The organism is Fusobacterium perfoetens, from assembly GCF_021531595.1.
Classification (GTDB): Bacteria; Fusobacteriota; Fusobacteriia; order Fusobacteriales; family Fusobacteriaceae; genus Fusobacterium_B.
In genome coordinates this window covers 1-18,612 of the sequence record NZ_JADYUD010000016.1, presented here as the reverse complement: position 1 = coordinate 18,612, position 18,612 = coordinate 1, and the positions used below count along the sequence as shown (strand labels likewise).

Here is an 18,612-nt window from a genome sequence, read left to right as displayed (position 1 = left end):
ATTCTAATTTTGCCAAAAAATGAGAAAAAGCAAACTGTATTCAGTCTGCTTGGTTGGGGAGAAATTATTATCACTTTTATTATACTTTTAAGACGATGCTCTATAAAAAAAAGTTTAAAAAATTTTTTATTTTTTTAATTTTTTTGTTCAAAAAAATAAAAATCAGATACAAAAGTACCCGATTTTTATTTTTATATTTTTTTGAGAAAATTTTGAGAATTTTGAGAAATTTTTAAAAGACTTCAAGGAAGAGAAATCTTTTATTATGAATTACTTTTATTACACATTTATGACGATTCTTTATAAAAAAAAGTTTAAAAAATTTTTATTTTCTCAAATTTTTTCAAAAGCAACATTCTTATTTCTCATCAACATATAAAGTTTCATCTACAACTTCAGAATTTTTTTCTTCTCTAAATTTTCTTTTATAAACTGCATCTCCAAAACCAAGAAGAGGATAAAAGATAAATGCAAGAAATGAAAGTCCAAGTATTCCATATAAAGTTGATTTTCCAAATGCCTTAGCTACTTCTATATTTATTATTATCATAACTATAAAATTAGCAACAGGAATAAATAAAAATAAGAAATACCACCACTGTTTTCCTGCAACTTCTGTTATCAAAACATAGCCATTATAAAAAGGAATTAAAGCTTTCCAACCTTTTATTCCAGCTTTTTCAAAAATTTTCCATAATCCTGCTGATACTAATATAAATATCATTAATCCCAACATTTCATATCTCCTTAATAATTTTTTATAGAAAAAACGATGCACCTTAATGCATCGTTTTATTTTTATATTAATTTACTATTAGATAAATTTAACAAATAATGGAACTAATACTAGAGAAACTATAGTCATTAGTTTTATTAAGATGTTTAGTGCTGGTCCAGATGTATCTTTGAATGGATCTCCTACTGTATCTCCAACAACTGCAGCTTTATGTCTGTCAGAACCTTTACCGTCACCTTTGTATCCACCTTCAATTTGTTTCTTACCGTTATCCCAAGCTCCTCCAGCATTTGCCATCATGATAGCCATTAAGATACCAGTAACAAGAGAACCTGCAAGTAATCCTCCAAGAGCTTCAACTGACCATAATCCTACTACTACTGGAGCAATAATTGCTAAAAGTCCAGGAACGATCATTTGTTTTAATGAAGAGTGAGTTGAAATTTCAACACATTTTTTATAATCAGGTTTAACTTTTCTTTCCATAATTCCAGGCATTTCTCTGAACTGTCTTCTAACTTCTTCAACCATTTCCATAGCTGCTTTACCAACTGCTGTCATAGTTAATGCAGAGAATAAGAATGTTAACATTCCTCCAATAAATAATCCAACGATTACATCCGGATTAGTTACATCTATTCTTAATTCGTCAGCTGTTAAGTTATTAACTGCTTCTCTGTATGAAGCGAATAGAGAAAGAGCTGTAAGAGCTGCAGATCCAACTGCAAATCCTTTACCAACTGCTGCTGTTGAGTTTCCAACTGCATCAAGTTTATCTGTACATTCTCTAACTTCATGAGGAAGATCTGACATTTCAGCAATACCACCAGCATTGTCTGCAACTGGTCCGTAAGCATCAACTGCTACTACCATTCCTGTAGTTGCTAACATTCCAACTGCTGCTATAGCAATTCCGTATAATCCAGCTGATTTAAATGCTACTAAAATTGCACCAGAAATAACAACTATTGGAGCAACTGTTGATTCCATACCAACTGCTAATCCTTCTATAATAGCTGTTGCTGCTCCTGTAGAAGCTGCATCAGAAATTCTGTTAACTGCTGTTTTACCTGTATCTGTATAGATTCCTGTAAAGTAAGCAATTAAGATTCCTGCTACAAGTCCTGCTACGATAGCTCCAAATACACCCATTGGCATTTGTAAATATTTAATAATTCCAAATGAAGCGATTATTGTTAAGATACCAGCTATTCTTGTTCCACCTTCTAATTTAGCATGAACTTTTGTAGGATCATCAGTTTTTACTGTAACTGTTGCTATTATAGATGCAATGATACCAAAAGCTGATAAAATTACTGGAGCAACTGCATATCCTAAGATACCTGTAGACTCATATGATAAAAATCCTAAAGTAACTGCTGCTATTATTGATCCAACATAAGATTCAAAAAGGTCAGCACCCATTCCTGCAACGTCTCCAACATTGTCTCCAACATTGTCAGCTATTGTAGCTGGGTTTCTTGGGTCATCTTCAGGAATTCCTGCTTCAACTTTACCAACTAAGTCAGCACCAACATCAGCAGCTTTAGTATAAATTCCTCCACCAACTCTTGCAAAAAGAGCTATTGAAGAAGCACCCATACCAAATCCTGTGATATCAGTAAATGCAACTGCGTCTTTTCCCATTATTAACATTAATAAAGAAAGCATTAACATACCTAATCCAACAACTGAAAGTCCCATAACAGCTCCACCGGCAAATGCCACATCAAGAGCTTTTGCAAGCCCTCCTTCTTTAGCTGCTATTGAAGTTCTTCCGTTAGCTTTAGTAGCTATTCTCATTCCAATATTTCCAGCAAGAGCAGATGTTAAAGCTCCTAATACGAAAGCAATTGCTGTATTTACAGAAATGAATATTCCAAGTGCTGCTCCTACGATTATTACAAACCATATAAGAATTTTGTATTCAGCTACAAGGAATGCCATAGCTCCTTCTCTGATAGCGTCTGTTATTTCCGCTACTCTTGGAATGTTAATTTCATAACTTTCCACTTTTTTAGAATAGTAGAATGCTGCTGCTAGAGCAATGATTCCAGCTACTATTCCAAGATACATAAATTGTTCCATTTTTATTTAACCCCCTAAATTTTTTTGTTCTTTAGTATTATAGTAGTTTCTCCGTTTTATTTCAAGCATTTTCTTATTTCAATTTAAAACTTTTTGTAGTTTTTATTTTCTGTTCACTGTCAACTATTAATACATCTGCACTTAAAACTTCAGCTTCTTTAAAAACATCTTCAACATTCATATTGAAAAATGCTGTTGAATACATATCTGCATAAAAAGCTGAATCACATACTACAGCTGTAAGTTTTTTATCTTTTACTGGATAACCTGTCGCTTTATCCATTATATGATGATATTTTTCTCCCTGTATTTCTACATAAGTTTGATAATCTCCCGATATTCCAAGTGCTTTATTATTAATTTCAACTATACCTAAAAGTTTTGTTGAATCAGCAGGATTTTGAATTCCTATTTTCCAAGGAGTTCCATCTGGTTTTCCTCCAACTGTTGCAATACTTGATATTGAAGAAACAAAACCATGTTTTATTCCTTTTTCTTCTAAAATATCTCTTGCTCTTTGAACAGCATATCCTTTTAAGAAAGAACCTGTATCAATTTCTTTTACTGGCTCTTTAAGTATAAGCTTATTGTTTTCTAGAACAACTTTATCAAATCCTATTTTATTCAAAGCATCTTCAAGTTCTTTCTGTGATGGAATATTTTCCCTTCCATCTGTACTGAAGCCCCATACATCAAGAAGAGGAGAAACTGTTATATCATATTTTCCTCCACTTAAATCGTATACTTTTTTTACTTCTTTAAAAAGCATAATTCCTTCTTCATCAAGAACTGCTTCCTTTTTTTCAGAATGGTTAAGATTATAAATAATTGAACCTTTAGTTTTACTATTATATTTACTGTCAAGTTCTGCTATTTTTTCAAATGCTACATTTAAAGCATCTTCTGCTTTTTCTTTATTATCAGAAAAAACTATCATTTGAATATATGTTCCAAAAAGAAACCTTTCCTCTGTAAATTTTTTTTCTATAGGATTTGCTTCTTTATGACCACATCCTGCAATCATAAAAATTGTTATCAGCAAAAATATGATTTTTTTCATATTTCCCTGCTCCTATTTAATCTCTGTTGAATCTTCTTGAGTATAAGTAAGTTTTCCTTCTACAATTTCTTTAAATACTTTTCTTACTAGAGTGTCTTTTTTGCTTGTTTTTACTAAAAGAGGTGCTCCGCTTACTATTTCTCTGACTCTTTTTCCTGCAGCAATAGTAAGTATATATTTATTAGGTATTCTTTCTAATAGAGTATCATAAGTAATTTCGTGTTTCATAAATTCCTCCTAGCTTTCTAAGCTTTTACTTTCAATAATTTTTATTAAATGTCCACAAGAATCATCAACTGTATAGTTTACTATTGAAGTATCATACAGTTTTTCATATTCAAGTTCTTTTATAGAGTTTTTTAATCTTAACTGAATTGTAGCTTCATCATCAGTTTTTCTTCCTCTTAATCTTCTTTCAAGATCATCCATTGTAGGTGTTTTAAAGAAAATTAAGTTTGCATCTGGATACTGCTCTTTTACTTGAAGCCCTCCCTGTACATCTATTTCTAGAATAACATTTTCTCCGGCTGCCAGACGAGATTCAACTTCCGCTTTTAAAGTTCCATAATAATTTTCATGAACTTTAGCATGCTCCAAAAATTCTCCATTTCTTAATCTTTCTTCAAATTCAGGAATTGTAAGAAAATAATAATCTCTTCCGTTTACTTCTCCTTCACGAGGTTTTCTAGTAGTAGCTGAAGTTGCTAAATTGATATTTAACATCTTCCTGACAAGCCTGCAGATAGTTGATTTTCCTGCTCCACTAGGCCCTGAAACTACAAATAAGTTACCCTTTTTCATAATTTCCGTTCTCCTTTTTATTTTTAATAAAGTTTTCAATTTCCAGATAATTACTCTATATTCATTGCCTGTTCTCTTATTTTTTCAATCTCATTCTTGCATTCCACTACAAGTTTTGAAATTTCATAAGAGTTTGCTTTTACTCCTGAAGTATTAAGTTCTCTGAACATCTCCTGCAGTATGAAATCTATTTTTTTACCAACAGTATTGCTGTCTGAATCAAGTTCTATCTTAAGCTGTTTTAAATGACTTTCAAGTCTTGATACCTCTTCAGAAATATCACTTTTATCTGTAAAAAGTAGTATTTCTTTTAAAATATCTTCCTCTTTAAATTCAACTTCTCCTCTTATTGAATCAAGTCTTTTTATAAGTTTTTCTTTATAATTCTTCACAACTTCTTCTTTGTGAGTTTTTATTATTTCTACTCTGTCTTCTATAAATGCCACTCTTTCTTTAAAATATTCTCTAAGTCTTTCGCCCTCTTCTATTTTAAACTGTATAAAAGAATCTAATACTTCATCTATTTTTTCTGTTAAAACAGCTTCATATCCATCTGTATCATTTTCTTTTTTCTTTATGACATTTAAATTTCTTACAAGATAGTCCATTTTATTAGTGAACTCTCCTCCAAGACTTTCTTCCATTTTATTAAGAAGATTAAGATATGCTTTACACATATTCTCATCATATTCAAACATATCTTCATTTTCTCTTTTATCTTCAAAATCTATTTTTAAATCTATGCTTCCTCTTGTTACTTTTTCCCCTACCTGTGTTCTTATTTTATTTTCTAAAAAGTTCAATATTCCAGGAAGTTTTATTTTTAAATTAAGACTTTTATTATTTACACTTTTTATCTCGATTCCTATCTGAAAGTTTTCATCCTGATAAGATAGTTTTGAATAGCCTGTCATACTTCTCATTGAGCTAACTCCTTATTATGACAAAATAGGCGACATTTCAGCCGCCTATTTTATTTTTAATTACTGTTCCTCTTTTACTTCTGTAGGAACTACATTTCTGTAATCAACATAACCTGTTCCTGCAGGAATTTTCTTACCGATGATTACATTTTCTTTCAGACCTTCTAAGTAGTCTTCTTTACCTTCTATAGCTGCATTTGAAAGAACTTTTGTTGTTTCTTGGAATGAAGCAGCAGATATGAAGCTTTCTGTATTAACAGCAGCTTTTGTAATACCTTGGATTACTGGTTCGTATTCAACAAGTTTTTTACCTTTTGCTTTTAATTCTTCATTTTCAAGATCAACTAATCTCTTTTCAACAACTTCATCTTCAAGTAATAGTGATGAACCAGAATTTGTAATTCTTACTTTCTTGAACATCTGTTTAACGATAATCTCAATATGTTTATCGTTAACAGTAACTCCTTGATCTCTATATACTTGTTGTACTGATTCAAGGATGAACTGCTCAGCTGCTACAAGTCCTTTGATATTTAACACATCAAATGGAGAAATTGCTCCTTCTGTGATTTTATCTCCAGATTTAATAAGCATTCCATCTGTTACCACTAAGTGATCTCCTACAGATACAAGATATTCTCTGAATAAATCAGGATCTTTCTCATTTCTGATAATGATTACTCTCATACCTTTTCTCTTCTTAGCAGTTATTTCAACTTTACCGTCTATTTCTGTAAGAAGTGCTTTTCCTTTAGGATTTCTTGCTTCAAATAATTCCTGAATTCTAGGAAGACCTCCTGTGATGTCTTTTGTTCCTTCTCCTTCTTTTATAAGTTTTGCAAGAATTTGTCCTTTAGTTACTTTATCTCCCTCTTTAACCATTAAGTATGCTCCAAATGGAATTGGATAGCTTGCTTTTGGATTATGATCTTTATCGTAAACGATAAGTCTTGGGTTAGCATCTCCTGATTCAACAGGTTTTACTGCAAGATATTCTGTAACATCATATTTTTCATCATAGTTTGCTTTTATGTAAATTTCTTTAAATGCAACTGTTCCATCTTGGTCACATATAATTGGCACATGATATGGGTCAATATCTGCAAGAACATCTCCTGCTTGTACTGTATCTCCTTCTTTTACTCTTAAAATAGCTCCTGAAGGAATTTCATGGTCATAGTTTCCAATAGAAATTTTAGCTGACTGACTTACTACTATTTCATCATTAGTTTCTTCATTTACAAGAATTTTTACATCTTTAAATTTAAGTTTACCACTTACTTCTGCTTTTTTAGTTGTTGCAGAAGCTGTTGCCATGGCAACTCCTCCAGTATGGAATGTTCTCATTGTAAGCTGAGTACCTGGTTCTCCAATTGATTGAGCTGCAATAACTCCAACTGCTTCTCCAAGAAGTACTTCTTTATGATTTGAAAGATCCATACCATAACATTTCTTACATACTCCTTTTTCAAGAGCACATGTAAGAGGTGTTCTAATTTTTACTTTTTTGATTCCTAATTCTTCTATTCTCTTAATAAGAGCTTTACCTATCATAGTATTTCTAGGAGCAATTACTTCTCCATCTACTATTAAATCTTCTGCTAAAACTCTTCCATTAATTCTTTCTGCTAATGTTTCAATTACATTTCCATCAGATACAAGTTCTGCAACTTCAATTCCTTCATGAGTTCCACAGTCTTCTGCATTAACTATAACTTCATGAGATATATCAACAAGTCTTCTTGTTAAATATCCTGAATCGGCAGTTCTTAGAGCTGTATCTGCTAGTCCTTTTCTAGCTCCGTGTGATGACATAAAGAACTCTAATACTGTTAGACCTTCACGGAAGTTAGCTTTAATAGGTACTTCAATGATTCTACCTCTTGTATCGGCCATATTTCCCCTCATGGCTGCAAGCTGTCTCATCTGTTGAATAGATCCTCTGGCTCCAGAGTTCGCCATCATGTAAACTGGGTTGAATTCATCAAGTCCATTCATCATTGCATCTGTAACAGCTGCTGTAGCCTGAGACCATACAGCAATTGTTCTTCTGTATCTTTCTTCGTTAATAATATGTCCTGCTTTATATTCTTGTTCAATTCTTGCAACTTCTTTATCTGCATTTTCAAGAATTTCTTTTTTACTTGCAGGAATTTCAAGGTCTTCTATACCAACTGATACTCCAGCAAATGTAGAATAGTGGTATCCGAAGTTTTTAAGTTTATCTATTATTTCAGCTGCTTTTACGAAACCATATCTTTCATATAATTCACCTATTAATTTCTTAAGAGGTCCTTTACCATAAGTCATATGATAATCTCTGATTTCTTCTGGAAGAAGTTCTGCAAATAAAATTCTTCCAGGAGTAGTAGTTACTGTTTCATCTTTTATTCTTACTTTTATAATACTGTGAGTGTCTACTACACCATTTTGATAAGCAGTTAAAACTTGTTCTTTATTAGAGAATAATTTTCCTTCTCCTTTGCATCCAGGTCTGTCTTTAGTCATATAGAAACATCCCATAACCATGTCTTGTCCTGGAATAGCTATTGGCTGACCATTAGCTGGAGAAATAATATTATTTGGAGCAAGCATTAAAAGTTTTGCTTCCATTATAGCTTCTGGTGATAATACTAAGTGAACAGCCATTTGGTCTCCGTCAAAGTCGGCATTAAATGCAGAACATACTAACGGATGAAGTCTTATAGCTTTTCCTTCAATTAACACTGGTTCAAAAGCTTGAATTGATAATCTGTGAAGAGTCGGAGCTCTGTTAAGTAATACAGGGTGATCTTTGATTACATCTTCAATTACATCCCATACTTTGTCATCTGCTTCTTCAACTAATTTTTTAGCTGTTTTTATATTTGTAGCAAGTTCTCTTTTTACAAGTTCTCTCATAATGAAAGGTTTGTAAAGTTCAAGAGCCATTTTCTTAGGAATTCCGCATTGGTTCATTTTTAATGAAGGTCCAACAACGATAACTGATCTGGCTGAATAGTCAACCCTTTTACCTAGAAGGTTTTGTCTGAATCTTCCTTGTTTTCCTTTTAACATATCAGAAAGAGATTTTAATTCTCTGTTATTTTGAGCAACAACAGGTTTTCCTCTTCTTCCATTGTCTATTAAGGCATCAACAGCTTCCTGAAGCATTCTTTTTTCGTTTTTAACAACAATTTCAGGAGCTTTTATTTCTAATAATTTTTTAAGTCTATTATTTCTGTTAATTACTCTTCTGTAAAGATCATTTAAGTCAGAAGTAGCAAATCTTCCTCCATCAAGCTGAACCATTGGTCTTAAATCAGCAGGAATAACAGGAACATTTTTAAGAATCATCCAGCTTGGTTGGTTATTAGATTCCATAAAGTCTCTTACTATTTTTAATCTCTTAGCTACTTTCTTTCTTTTTTGGCTAGAATTTACATCATCAAGTTCTTTTTCTAATTCTTCTCTTAATACTGGAAGATTTAAATCTTCTAAAAGTTTTAAGATAGCTTCTGCTCCCATTTTTGCATCAAATGCATTTCCATACATTTGTTTGAAAAGTTTATATTCTTTTTCGTTTAATATTTTACCTACAGGAAGAGTTTCTTCACTACTTTCTATAACAATATATCTTGCAAAATATAAGATTGATTCAAGTTCTTTTGGAGAAATTCCAAGAACTAATGCCATCTTATTAGGTGTTCCTTTAGAATACCATATATGAGATACAGGGGCAGCTAAAGCTATATGCCCCATTCTTTCTCTTCTTACTTTAGATTTAGTTACTTCAACACCACATTTTTCACAAACTAAACCTTTATATCTCATTCTTTTATATTTTCCACACGCACATTCCCAGTCCTTGCTTGGTCCGAATATTCTTTCACAGAATAATCCATCCATTTCAGGATTTAATGTTCTGTAGTTAATTGTTTCTGGTTTTGTAACTTCTCCATGTGACCATTCGTAAATTTTTTCAGGAGAAGCAAGTTTTATTCTTATTTTTTCAAAACTTTTTATTCCCATATTAAATGTAAAGCCTCCTTAATCGAGATAAAGTTTTTACACTTTATAATATTAAATAAATACACTTATAGTGACGCTAATTATTCTTTTTCAGTTAATGATGCTAAAGAGAATTCTGTTATAGCTTCCTCTTTATTTATATCTTCATCAACATTGATTAAGTTTCCTTCTTTGTCAAATAACTCAACATCTAGTGCGATTGCTTGGAATTCTTTTAATAAAACTTTGAAAGATTCTGGAAGATCTGCTTCAGGCATATCTTCTCCTTTTACTATTGCTTCATAAGTTTTAGTTCTTCCATTAATATCATCTGATTTAACAGTAAGCATTTCTTGAAGAATATTTGATGCTCCGTATGCTTCAAGAGCCCAAACTTCCATTTCTCCAAGTCTTTGTCCTCCAAATTGAGCTTTTCCTCCTAGAGGTTGTTGAGTAACTAATGAATAAGGTCCTATTGCTCTTGCGTGCATTTTATCTTCTACAAGGTGGTGAAGTTTTAACATATACATGATTCCTACAGTAACAGGGTTATCAAATTTTTCTCCTGTTCTTCCATCATATAATGTAACTTTACCACTTCTTGGATATCCTGACTTCTCTAAGAAATCTTTAACTTCATCTTCTGATGCCCCGTCAAATACAGGTGTTGCTATATATCTTTCATCTTTGTTAGGGATCTTTTGAAGAGCAAGTCCTAAGTGAACTTCAAGTACCTGTCCGATATTCATACGAGAAGGCACTCCAAGTGGGTTAAGAACAACATCTAGATGTGTTCCATCTGCTAAGAATGGCATATCTTCAGCTGGTAAAACTCTAGAAACAACCCCTTTGTTTCCATGACGACCAGACATTTTATCTCCAACTGTTATCTTTCTTTTTTCAGCCACAAATACTCTTATTGCTTTATTTACACCAGCTTTTAAATCGTCTCCATTTTCTCTTGAAAGTTCAAGAACTTCAACTACTGTTCCTTTTGATCCGTGAGGCATTCTAAGTGATGTATCTCTTACATCTCTTGCTTTTTCTCCGAATATTGCTCTTAATAATTTTTCTTCTGCAGGAGGTTCTGTTTCTCCTTTAGGTGCAGTTTTACCAACAAGAATATCTCCTGCTTCAACTTCTGCTCCTACAACTATTATACCATTTGCATCAAGATTTCTTACAGCTTCTTCTGATACATTTGGTATTTCTCTTGTTATTTCTTCGTCTCCAAGTTTAGTATTTCTTGCTTCTATTTCATATTCTTCTATATGTATAGATGTAAATACATCATCTTTTCTTAATCTGTCAGATATTAAGATTGCGTCTTCGTAGTTATATCCTTCCCAAGGCATGAATGCCATAAGAATATTTCTTCCAAGTGCAAGATCTCCACCTTTTGTAGCAGGTCCATCAGCTATTACATCACCTTTTTTAACTCTTTCACCAACATCTGCGATTGGTTTTTGATGTAAACACATTGCTTGGTTTGAACGCTCATGGTTAAGAAGTCTGTATGTATACTCTTTTCCAGTTCCATCTTCTTCTATTTTTATCTTGCTTGCATCTACATAAGTTACTACTCCATCAACACTTGAAATTACAACTGCCCCAGAGTCAACTGCAACTTTTCTTTCAAGACCTGTTCCTACATAAGGAGCTTCTGTTCTAAGTAATGGTACAGCCTGTCTCTGCATGTTAGATCCCATAAGTGCACGGTTGGCGTCATCGTGCTCTAAGAATGGAATTAATCCTGCTGATACAGATACAACCTGTTTAGGAGATACATCTAAATAGTCAACTTTTTCTCCAGGAATTTGAACGATTTCATGTCCAAATCTACATGTAACCTCTCCTAAAAGCTCTCCATTTTCACCTATTTTAGTATCGGCCTGAGCTATAAATAATCCATCTTCTTCATCAGAAGCTAAGTAATCTATTCTGTCAAAGTTTACTTTTCCATTTTCTATTTTAATATATGGAGTTTCTATAAATCCATATTTATTTACTTTTGCATAAGTAGCAAGTGATCCAATAAGACCTATGTTTGGTCCTTCTGGAGTTTCTATAGGACAAACTCTTCCATAGTGAGAGTCATGTACGTCTCTTACTTCGAATCCCGCTCTTTCTCTTGAAAGTCCTCCAGGTCCAAGTGCTGATATTCTTCTTTTATGAGTAAGTTCAGCTAGTGGGTTTGATTGGTCCATGAACTGTGATAACTGTCCAGAACCAAAGAAATCAAGGATAAGAGCATTTAATGGTCTTGTATTTAATAAAGACTGAGATGATAATGTTTCAGAATCTTGAATTGTCATCTTTTCTTTTACCATTTTACCCATTTTTGCAAGACCTGTTCTGATTTGCATTAAAAGAAGTTCTCCTACTCCTCTTATTCTTCTGTTACATAAGTTATCTATATCATCTGTATGTCCCTCTCCATTATAAAGGTCCATAATAATTTCCATAGTTCTTACAATATCATCTTTTGTTAAAAGAATTTGTGTTTCAGGAATATCAAGTCCTAATCTCTTATTTAATTTATATCTTCCAACAGGCTCAAGATCGTATCTTTGAGGATTGAAGAACATTTGTTTTATAAGAGATTTAGCTGAATCTATTGTTACTAAGTCTCCTGGTCTTAATTTCTTAAATACCTCTGTAACTGCTTCTTCTTTAGTTTCAGTTGAATCATTTAAAATAGTATTTGCCAGAATTTTTTCTTCAGGTTTAACTTCCCAGTAAGTAATGCTCATTATTCTCTTATCTATAATTTTGCTGATAAGTTCTTCACTTATTACTGTTGAAGCCTCTCCTATAAATTCTCCATTTTCTTCGTCAATTATATCTTCTTTAAGGAAGCTTCCTTCCATTTTAACTTTTAATTCATCAAGTAAATCTTGTTTGTTTGCATATTTTTCATAGAATGTTGATAAATCTAATTCTTTTATTTCTAAAAACTCATTCATGATATCTTCGTTTGTATCAAAGAAATCAATAGCTTTTAAGAATACTGTAGCTAATACTTTTTTCTTTCTGTCGATTTTAACATTTAAAAAGTCATTTTTATCTGTTTCAAATTCAAGCCAAGTTCCTTTATATGGAATAATTTTCCCAACAAAAAGGTCTTTACCTATTTGAAGATTTACTTCTTTATCAAAAGATACTCCTGGTGATCTATGTAACTGTGATACAACAACTCTTTCCGCACCATTTATAATAAATGTTCCTCTTGGAGTCATTAAAGGAAGTTCTCCAAAATATACTAAGCTTTCCTGAATTTCATTTCCGCTTTTTTTATTTGTTAATCTCAATCTCACTTTTAATGAAGCAGAGTATGTTTTTCCTCTTTTCTTGCATTCTAACTCATCATTTAAAGGTTTTTCAGCTTCATGAAGTTCATAAGCTATATATTCCAGTTTAATGTCTCCATTAGAAGACTCTATTGGAAATATTTCTCTAAATGCAGATTCTAATCCTTTATCTTCTCTTGACAATGGATTCTTGTTTGCTTGAATAAAATCTTCGTAAGAATTCAATTGAAATTCAAGGAAATGAGGCATTTCTCCTCTTTCTTTTATTTTTCCAAAATTTAATCTTTCAACGAGTTTCCCCATTTACTCACACCCCTTCAATTTTTATTGTCAATACTTAACCTATTGAAAACAACATACAGTTATAATTATATTATTTTCAACAGATTAAGTATTAACTAAGTAAAAAATTAGATATAAAAACTCAATACTCTATAACATGATTAAAATAGGCACTCATTTTTGAGTGCCTATTGCTTTGTTTATTCAGTACAATTTATTGTATTAGAAATAAAACTATTTAACTTCTACTGTAGCTCCAGCAGCTTCTAATTTAGCTTTAATTTCAGCAGCTTCTTCTTTAGAAGCTCCTTCTTTAATAACTCCACCGTTGTCAGCTAAGTCTTTAGCTTCTTTTAATCCTAATCCAGTTATTCCTCTGATTTCTTTAATAACTCCGATTTTTTTGTCTCCAGCGTTTGTTAATACAACATCAAATTCAGTTTTTTCTTCAACTTCAGCTGCAACTGGTCCTGCTGCTACTGCAACTGGAGCTGCTGCTGTTACTCCGAAGTGCTCTTCTAAAGCTGATACTAATTCTCTTAATTCTAAAACTGACATAGCTTCTAAGTCAGCGATAAATTGTTCTTTATTGAATGCCATTTATAATTTCCTCCTATAATTTCGATAATTTGATTTTTACTTTAATTTTTTAATTATTCAGCTGCTGCTTCTTTTTTGTCAGCTACTGCTACTAAACCGTAAGCAAGTTTTCTTACTGGTCCTAACATTCCGTTTAACACCATAGATAGTAATTGTTCTCTTGATGGTAAGCTTGCTAGTGCAACAACTTCTGCTTCACTAACTCTTTTTCCTGATAAATATCCACCTTTAATGTTGAATATTTTTGCTTTTGCATTAGCTTTAGAAACTTCATTCATAACTTTAGCTGGTGCTACAACATCATCATATCCGAATGCGAATGCTGTTGTCCCCTCTAGTATATCGTCAAATGAATCTTCAACTCCTGCTTCTTTAAGTGCTATTTTGAATAATCTATTTTTAGCAACTAGGTATTCTCCACCAGATTCTCTTAAAGATTTTCTTAATTTAGTTTCATCTTTAACATTGATTCCTTGATAGTCAACTAAAACGATAGATTGAGCTCTTTTAATTCTGTCTGCTAATTCAGCTACTGCTTGAACTTTTGCTTGATTTGCCATTTTACGATTTCACCTCCTCTTTTATTTAAAATTAACCTCCGCACCATTTTTGAAGTGGAACGGAGGTCATAAACTCTTCTGAGGTTACTGAACTTCTGTCCAACCTCGGTAGGATTTATGGCTTTCGCCACCCACTGTCTTTAGTTTGGATCTATATTAATTTGCTTATCCAACTTTGTTAACTTAATTATGCACCAATTTCTTTAGCAACTAATAATGGATCAATTTTTACTCCTGGTCCCATTGTTAATGAAACTGCTACAGTTCTTAAGTATTGTCCTTTTGCATCTGCAGGTTTTAATCTGATGATTTCTCCCATGAATGCTTTAAAGTTTTCGTAAACTTTTTCGTCATCAAAATCAGCTTTACCGATTGGTACATGAATTGATCCTAATTTGTCTACTCTGAATGCTAATTTACCTTTTTTGAATTCAGATACAGCTGCTGCAATATTTGGAGTAACTGTTCCTGATTTAGGGTTAGGCATTAAACCTTTAGTTCCTAATATTTTTCCTAGTCTTCCTAGTTTAGGCATCATATCTGGAGTAGCGATTACGATATCAAAATCTAACCAACCTTGTTGGATTTTTTCAATATATTCTTCAGCTCCAGCATAATCTGCTCCAGCTTCTAAAGCTTTGTTTATGTTTTCACCTTGAGTGATTGCTAATATTTTAACAGTTTTTCCAGTTCCGTGTGGTAAAACAACTGTCCCTCTGATTTGTTGGCTTGCATGTCTTGGGTCTACTCCAAGTCTTAATGCCACTTCTATTGTTTCTAAGAACTTAGCTGTTCTTGTTTTTTTAATTAATTCTAAAGCTTCTTTAACTTCATATAATTTAGTTGTATCTACTAACTTAGCTACTTCTAAGTATTTTTTTCCTCTGTGTTTTGCCATTTTAAAAATTTCCTCCTTTTGTGGTCACTGGATTTCTCCTACCACTTAATATATCCAACAAAGATTGGATCTGTAATTAGTCTTCTATTTTGATTCCCATAGATCTTGCAGATCCTGCTATTATAGACATTGCAGCTTCTAATGATCCAGCATTTAAGTCTGGCATTTTTGTTTCAGCAATTTCTTTTAATTTTTCTTTAGTGATAGTTCCTGCAACTTGTTTTTTAGAGTTTCCAGCTCCAGATTGAACTCCAGCAGCTTTCTTTAATAAATCTGATGCAGGTGGAGTTTTCATTATAAATGTGAATGATCTGTCATTGTATACAGAAATTTCAACTGGAATAATCCATCCTGATTTATCTTGAGTTTTTGCATTGAATGCTTTACAGAACTCCATGATGTTAACACCGTGTTGTCCAAGAGCTGGTCCAACTGGTGGTGCAGGGTTAGCTTTTCCTGCTGGTAATTGTAATTTAATTATTTTAATAACTTCTTTTGCCATTTTTTAAATTTCCTCCTTATGTGGTACTAGTGATTTATCTCCCACTGATTAGTTCAAATGACTAATCCTTTTCAACACCAGTAATGTTTACTTCTACAGGAGTCATTCTTCCGAACATCTCCACCATTACTTTTACTTTTCTATTTTCTAAATTAATTTCAGCAACTTTTCCCTGTTGACCTGCAAATCCACCTTCAAGTAGAGTTACATAATCTCCCTCAGCAAAATCTACTGCTATTAATTCTGCATCTTCACTTTCACTGTTTTCAACGCTGTATCCGATAACTTTGAAGATGTTTTTTACTTCTTCTTCTTCCATAGGAATTGGATCTGATCCTACACCTACGAAACCTGTTACTCCGTTTGTATTTCTTACTACATACCAAGCATCAGAGTCTACGCTATAATTGATTCCATCTTCACTTTCTTCTCTCGTAGCATACATTTCCAACATTACGTATCCAGGGAATAACTTTCTGCTTATTGTTTTTTTCTTTCCTCTTCTAAGTTCAACTGACTGTTCTTCTGGTACTAATACTTTGGTAACTATGGTATTCATACCCAGAGCTTCTAATTTTTGCTCTAAGTCAGTTTTCACTTTCTTTTCATACCCTGAATATGTATGTATCATAAACCATTTTTTTTCTAAAACTGTTTTCATTATTATTGTCCTCCGAATAGAGATACAAGTATCTTTAAAAGTCTTAAAGCAACTATATCAAAAACCCCTAAATATATGCTCAATGCAACACTCATCACAACAACCCATACAGTAGCATGAACTACTTGTTTCTTTCTAGGCCACTCTACTTTTGAGTATTCCATTTTTACATCTTTAAACAATTTCATAGTTTAATCCACCTTTTTATTAGTATCCATAAAAAATGGCAGGTCAAGAGGGACTCGAACCCCCAACCCTCGGTTTTGGAGACCGATGCTCTACCAATTGAGCCATTGACCTGCATGTTGATAACTATTTCCTAAATACTAAAATTATTTTTTAGTTTCTTTGTGTAAAGTAACTTTTTTATCCCACTTACAGTATTTATTCACTTCTAATCTTTCTGTAGTGTTTTTCTTGTTTTTTGAAGTACTATAATTTCTTCTTTTACATTCTGTACATTCTAATTGAATATTTACTCTCATCGTACACCTCCATTTACCTTTCGGATATTCTGTAATCCTCCCATATAATAACAATATATGGTAATAGAGTTTTCTTGATTTAGGTTTATTAAGACATAGAAGATTATACCTTCTTCTCTCAATTCTGTCAAGTAATTTTTTAAAATATTTTTAATTTTTTTTCTTCATTTTCAATGGCTCAAAAAATTTAGATTATTATAAAACAAAATTCAAAAGAAAAAAACGGAAAAGAAAAATAACTTTCTATTTCCGTTCTTAAAATGCTTTTTTATTATATTATTTTTTCATATATATTAATGTAAGATTTTATAAATTAATTTTAACAGAAAAATGTATATAATAGATTAGCTGCTATTCCTGCTGCTATTCCACCAATCGTATGACTGAATATTGCCTTTCCTGTAAGCTCTCTGTAATTCAAGCTATCCATCATAGCCACATGAGTACTTAAATATCCGCTCCAACACATTCCCATAGCTGTAAATACTGTGATTTCTCTTGGCCCTATAACTCCTTCTTTTATAAATTGAGGAACAAGTCCTATAGCTGCTCCAACTGCTCCAAGAGCTGTTATTGGAAATGCTATTGCCTGCGGACTTGAAAATCCAAATAATGGCTTCAGTATAAATGTAAGTTTTGATCCTATTACAGGAAGTATACCTATACCTTCATAAGCTGCCCCTGTATATCCTCCTTCAGGCATTCCATTTGTCAGCATAAGAACAGTAGTACATATTATTATTACTCCTGGAATAATAGCCATTCCCATTCCTACTCCTACTTTTCCTCCTTCAAGCATAGCTTCAAGGAATCTTTCAAAAACAGATCCTCTTCTTATTTCTCTTGTTTCAAGAACAAATTTATCTGTAACTTCTTGATTGTCAAGTTCACCACAAGATGCAAAATATTTCTTGCTATAGTGAATCATAAGATTAACACTTACTATACTTCCTACAACAGCTCCTAAATTTCCAAGAAGTACAGGTTTAAATAAACTCTCTTTCATAATTCCACCTTGTGCAACCATAAAAGCAGATACAATAAATCCCATTCCAAATGATGTTCCTAGGTTAGTAAGAGCAGTAAACTGATAATTTTTAAAATATTTTCTAAATTCTTTATTTGCAGCAAGACTAAGTACTGCTGGATTATCGGAAATATATGTTGTAACAACTGCTAAAGCTGAAGCTCCCGGCAGTCTGTATAAGGGGTATATAACAAAATATAATAATTTATTTATTAATGATATGACTCCAAATTCTGACAAAATTTCAGATAAAGCTCCTGCTAAAACTGCAACACCCATTATGAAAAATACTGTGTTAAGCAACAAATCATGTGCAGTTCCCATTATTGTATTTATCATATTAACTGGTCCCATTATATGAGCTACTGAGACACAAGACCCGATAAGAACAATAAGGCATACAAAAGCTTCAAGACTGACTGCTTTCTTTTTCAACTTCTCCATTGATTTCTCCTTATTATATAAATTTTTATAATCTTTCATCTGAAATAATAATTCTTTACTATAATGATGAATGACATTTTAGTATAACATCTGACATATATAATGTCAATTTTATTTGATTTTACAATAAATAAAAAAAGACAGTTTTTAAACTGCCTCATAAAAATTTTTTCCAAAAAATAAAAAATGGCGCTTCTTGTTGGACTTGAACCAACGACAACACGATTAACAGTCGTGTGCTCTA

General features: G+C 32.3%; 16 protein-coding genes, 1 tRNA gene and 1 other annotated feature. All 17 genes read right to left on the bottom strand.

Going from position 1 to position 18,612, the window contains the following annotated elements:
- Positions 1-358 precede the first annotated feature (358 nt).
- On the bottom strand, positions 359-736 hold the full coding sequence (locus tag I6E17_RS08565; RefSeq protein WP_176829510.1) for a DUF5684 domain-containing protein: 378 nt from the start codon (positions 734-736) through the stop codon (positions 359-361).
- Positions 737-814: 78 nt separating this feature from the next.
- Positions 815-2,824 (bottom strand): sodium-translocating pyrophosphatase, encoded by a 2,010-nt coding sequence (locus tag I6E17_RS08560; protein ID WP_176829511.1) that lies wholly within the window; start codon positions 2,822-2,824, stop codon positions 815-817.
- A gap of 73 nt (positions 2,825-2,897) precedes the next feature.
- Positions 2,898-3,884, bottom strand: a complete 987-nt coding sequence (locus tag I6E17_RS08555; RefSeq protein ID WP_235236728.1) for an FAD:protein FMN transferase — start codon at positions 3,882-3,884, stop codon at positions 2,898-2,900.
- A gap of 12 nt (positions 3,885-3,896) precedes the next feature.
- Positions 3,897-4,112: a DNA-directed RNA polymerase subunit omega gene (gene rpoZ, locus I6E17_RS08550; RefSeq protein WP_176829513.1), complete on the bottom strand. Its 216-nt coding sequence runs from the start codon at positions 4,110-4,112 to the stop codon at positions 3,897-3,899.
- Positions 4,113-4,121: 9 nt separating this feature from the next.
- The gene (gmk, locus tag I6E17_RS08545) at positions 4,122-4,685 is read right to left on the bottom strand and encodes a guanylate kinase (protein ID WP_176829514.1); all 564 of its coding nucleotides are present in this window, start codon (positions 4,683-4,685) and stop codon (positions 4,122-4,124) included.
- Positions 4,686-4,735: 50 nt separating this feature from the next.
- Entirely contained in the window at positions 4,736-5,608 is an 873-nt protein-coding gene (locus I6E17_RS08540; RefSeq protein WP_176829515.1) for a YicC/YloC family endoribonuclease, read from the bottom strand.
- A gap of 60 nt (positions 5,609-5,668) precedes the next feature.
- Positions 5,669-9,619: a DNA-directed RNA polymerase subunit beta' gene (gene rpoC / locus I6E17_RS08535; protein WP_176829516.1), complete on the bottom strand. Its 3,951-nt coding sequence runs from the start codon at positions 9,617-9,619 to the stop codon at positions 5,669-5,671.
- An 80-nt stretch (positions 9,620-9,699) separates the two neighbouring features.
- Positions 9,700-13,212, bottom strand: coding sequence for a DNA-directed RNA polymerase subunit beta (gene rpoB, locus I6E17_RS08530; protein WP_235236726.1), 3,513 nt, complete (start codon positions 13,210-13,212; stop codon positions 9,700-9,702).
- Positions 13,213-13,425: 213 nt separating this feature from the next.
- Positions 13,426-13,791 (bottom strand): 50S ribosomal protein L7/L12, encoded by a 366-nt coding sequence (gene rplL / locus I6E17_RS08525; protein ID WP_176829518.1) that lies wholly within the window; start codon positions 13,789-13,791, stop codon positions 13,426-13,428.
- Between the two features lie 53 nt (positions 13,792-13,844).
- Positions 13,845-14,351 carry a 50S ribosomal protein L10 gene (gene rplJ / locus I6E17_RS08520; protein ID WP_176829519.1) on the bottom strand — a complete coding sequence of 169 codons (507 nt, stop codon included), beginning with the start codon at positions 14,349-14,351 and terminating at the stop codon, positions 13,845-13,847.
- Between the two features lie 20 nt (positions 14,352-14,371).
- Positions 14,372-14,513: a sequence feature (ribosomal protein L10 leader region), on the bottom strand.
- Positions 14,514-14,538: 25 nt separating this feature from the next.
- Positions 14,539-15,249, bottom strand: coding sequence for a 50S ribosomal protein L1 (rplA, locus tag I6E17_RS08515; protein ID WP_176829520.1), 711 nt, complete (start codon positions 15,247-15,249; stop codon positions 14,539-14,541).
- A gap of 76 nt (positions 15,250-15,325) precedes the next feature.
- Positions 15,326-15,751 (bottom strand): 50S ribosomal protein L11, encoded by a 426-nt coding sequence (gene rplK, locus I6E17_RS08510; RefSeq protein ID WP_176829521.1) that lies wholly within the window; start codon positions 15,749-15,751, stop codon positions 15,326-15,328.
- Between the two features lie 61 nt (positions 15,752-15,812).
- A complete protein-coding gene (nusG, locus tag I6E17_RS08505; RefSeq protein WP_176829522.1) occupies positions 15,813-16,412 on the bottom strand; it encodes a transcription termination/antitermination protein NusG in 600 nt (199 codons plus the stop codon).
- 2 nt (positions 16,413-16,414) lie between these two features.
- Positions 16,415-16,600 carry a preprotein translocase subunit SecE gene (gene secE, locus I6E17_RS08500; RefSeq protein WP_235236724.1) on the bottom strand — a complete coding sequence of 62 codons (186 nt, stop codon included), beginning with the start codon at positions 16,598-16,600 and terminating at the stop codon, positions 16,415-16,417.
- 36 nt (positions 16,601-16,636) lie between these two features.
- A tRNA-Trp gene (locus I6E17_RS08495) sits at positions 16,637-16,712 on the bottom strand.
- 32 nt (positions 16,713-16,744) lie between these two features.
- Complete coding sequence (rpmG, locus tag I6E17_RS08490; RefSeq protein ID WP_176829524.1) at positions 16,745-16,897, bottom strand: 50S ribosomal protein L33; 153 nt, start codon at positions 16,895-16,897, stop codon at positions 16,745-16,747.
- 319 nt (positions 16,898-17,216) lie between these two features.
- Complete coding sequence (locus I6E17_RS08485) at positions 17,217-18,368, bottom strand: hypothetical protein (RefSeq protein ID WP_235236722.1); 1,152 nt, start codon at positions 18,366-18,368, stop codon at positions 17,217-17,219.
- Positions 18,369-18,612 lie beyond the last annotated feature (244 nt).